Below are 3,201 nucleotides of genomic sequence, written 5' to 3'. Positions count from 1 at the left end.
AAACAGCGAGGCACAGTTAAGGGAAAAGATGAGTTTGTTCTGGCACGGGCATTTTGCATGCCGTGTAATTAACAGTTATTTTCAGCAGGAGCTTTTACAAATTATAAGAGAAAATGCTTTAGGTAATTTTAAAGACCTTTTAATTGCAGTAAGCAAAAGCCCTTCGATGCTGCAATTTTTAAATAACCAGCAAAACAAAAAGAAAAAGCCTAACGAAAATTTTGCAAGGGAGGTAATGGAACTGTTTACTATGGGCCGGGGTAATTATACAGAGAATGATGTTAAAGAAGCTGCAAGGGCTTTTACCGGCTGGGGATATAATTTAAGTGGAGAATTTGAATTTAGAAAAAATCAGCATGACACAGACAGTAAAACCCTGCTGGGCAAAACCGGCAACTTTGATGGCGATGATGTATTGAATCTTTTATTAGAACAAAAGCAAACGGCAAAATTCATTACCAAAAAAATTTATAAATATTTTGTAAACGAAAAAGTGGATGATGAAAAAGTGGAATGGCTGAGCAGCAGGTTTTATAAAAACGATTATGATATTAAAAAACTGATGGAAGATATTTTTACTGCCGATTGGTTTTATGAAGAGAAAAATATTGGCACCAAAATAAAATCACCCATTGAATTGCTTGCAGGTATAAGAAGGTTATTGCCCATGGAAATGGAGAATGATCAGTCGCAATTATTATTTCAAAAAACTTTAGGGCAAATTTTATTTTACCCGCCCAATGTTGCCGGCTGGGCCGGGGGTAAAACCTGGATAGACAGCAGCAGCCTGATGTTACGCTTACGTATTCCGCAAATTTTAGCAGCAAACGATATTATGGATATAAAACCAAAAACGGATGATGATGTGCAGGGCGGCATGATGGAAGCTGGCGCAAAAAAACTACAAGATGCAGTAAAAGGCGGCACTGCTAAAACAGATTGGGAACTGGTGGCAAAAATTTTTGAACAAACCCCCAGAGAAAAATTATTACAAAAAATAACAGATACCGTATTGCAAACAAAAGCGCATGTGAGTAATGCATTATTAGCAAAATATTTAAATAATGCCAGCAGAGAAAATTTTACTAAAAGCGCCATTGTTAATTTAATGAGTACGCCGGAGTACCAACTCAGCTGATTTACGATTTGAGATTTACGATTTCGGATTTGAAATGCACTTCTTAAATAAAAATAAAGTTTAAAAAATAGCAGTATTACCGATTTTAAGAAAATCTAAAATCTGCATTCTAAAATCTAAAATTATTCTCATGTTGATAAAAAGAAAAGAATTTTTGCAAGTTGGTTCACTGGCCACCGCATCTTTTATGCTGCCCAAATTTTTAAAGGCTTTTGAAAAACCAATGATGGTGCCACCGGGCAATAAAGTGGTGGTGGTAATTCAGTTCAGTGGTGGCAACGATGGATTAAATACAGTGATACCGGTACGTAATGATATTTATTATAAAGCAAGGCCGGGCATTGGTATTGCAAAAGATAAAGCTTTAATTGTAAGCGACGAAACAGGATTAAACCCTGCACTGGAAGCTTTTAAAGGATTGTACGATGATGGCAGTTTGGCTATAATGAATAGTGTGGGTTATCCTAATCCCGACCGCAGCCATTTTAGAAGTATGGATATTTGGCACAGCGCCAGTGCCAGTAACGAATATGTAAATACGGGATGGGTTGGCCGCTATTTAGATGCACAATGTAAGGGTTGCGATAAACCTACGCAGGCCATGGAGCTGGATGATGTGTTAAGCCTTGCATTAAAAGGCGAACAAAGCAAAGGCCTGGCATTTAAAGACCCTAAAAAATTATTTAACAGCAGTAATGGAAAATATTTTAAAGATATCAATGCTAACCATCAAACAGGCGAAGAAACGATAGATTACCTGTACAAAACCATGAGCGAAACTATCAGCAGTGCCGATTACATTTATCAGCAAAGCAAAACGCATCCTACCAATGAAGTTTACCCTGCTACTAATTTGGGTAAAGATTTAAAAACTATTGCCTCATTAATTTTTTCTGATATCAACACCAAAGTATATTATGTTTCGTTAGGCAGTTTCGATACCCATGTAAACCAGGAAGGCCAGCAAAAAAGATTATTTACTGAACTGAATAATGCTGTAAAAGCTTTTACAAACGATCTTAAAAAGAACAACCGTTTTAACGATGTACTGATGATGACCTTTAGCGAATTTGGCCGCAGGGTTACACAAAATGCCAGCGGGGGTACCGATCATGGTACAGCCAACAATATGTTTTTTATCAGTGGTGGATTAAAACAAAAAGGCGTTTTAAACGCCATGCCCGATCTGAATGATTTAAATGAAGGCGATTTAAAACACAAAGTTGATTTTAAAAATGTGTATGCAACAGTATTAAATAAATGGCTGGGTGCAGATGATAAAATGATATTGGGTGGAAAGTTTGAAACGTTGAATTTTATTTAAAAAATTAAATCCCTAAAAACAAAGGCTGTTCAAATTTGAACAGCCTTTGTTTTTTAAAAGAGATAAAAAATATTTTAACGAACACCATGCATCATTTTTTTCATCATGGGGGTTAATGCATACAGGAGTAATCCTGCAAGACCGCATAAAATTACAAACAGCATGAAGAAATCATAAAGATCTTTCAATTTAAAACCGAAAAATGTTGGGTAGCCAACTTTTACTAATTTTTCTTTTTCAATGGTTTCTAATTGTACTGTGGTTAATACAGAATCCGGAGCCTTTAATATTTTCACAAAATCAAGATTATTTTTTAATGCTTTTTCATAATCAATCGTTGTAGCAATCTTTTCTTTTGCTAATGAATATAGCTCCGATCCGTTTGGTAATTTTTCACCATCCAGTACTTTTTTCAGATCGATATTTTGTTTTTGCATACTTACATAAGCCTCTGTAGTTGGTGGCAGTAATGCACCTAATACACCGGTTAATACATAACCTCCTGCATTTCCTAAAAACCAAACTCCCATTAATAGCGAAGCAAATCTTTTGGGTGCAAGTTTTGCAACTAATGATAAACCTATCGGTGATAAACACAATTCTCCCCATGTATGTAACAGGTATAATATGATGAGCCAAATGATACCCACCTTTCCAGAGATGCCTAATCCTTTAACTTGTGTAGCAATTATCCAGTACCCAAGAGCAATTAATAATAAACCCCAGGCCTGTTTAACAG

At 35.8% G+C, this 3,201-nt stretch carries 3 protein-coding genes; 2 read left to right on the top strand and 1 reads right to left on the bottom strand.

The window, feature by feature from the left end:
- Both ACY65O_RS16575 and ACY65O_RS16570 read left to right on the top strand, forming a co-directional pair.
- A partial coding sequence (locus ACY65O_RS16575; RefSeq protein WP_462221976.1) for a DUF1800 domain-containing protein occupies positions 1–1,138 on the top strand: 1,138 nt, incomplete at its 5' end.
- A 130-nt stretch (positions 1,139–1,268) separates the two neighbouring features.
- Entirely contained in the window at positions 1,269–2,462 is a 1,194-nt protein-coding gene (locus tag ACY65O_RS16570; protein ID WP_462221975.1) for a DUF1501 domain-containing protein, read from the top strand.
- Positions 2,463–2,536: 74 nt separating this feature from the next.
- On the opposite strand, the gene ACY65O_RS16565 is transcribed toward ACY65O_RS16570, so the two are convergent.
- The coding region (locus ACY65O_RS16565; protein WP_462221974.1) for a POT-type proton-dependent oligopeptide transporter at positions 2,537–3,201 on the bottom strand (665 nt) is incomplete at its 5' end.

The organism is Ferruginibacter sp. (assembly GCF_031430955.1).
Lineage (GTDB): Bacteria > Bacteroidota > Bacteroidia > Chitinophagales > Chitinophagaceae > Ferruginibacter.
The sequence above is the reverse complement of the archived record's forward strand: the minus strand, read 5'-3'. Positions and strand labels throughout refer to the sequence as shown.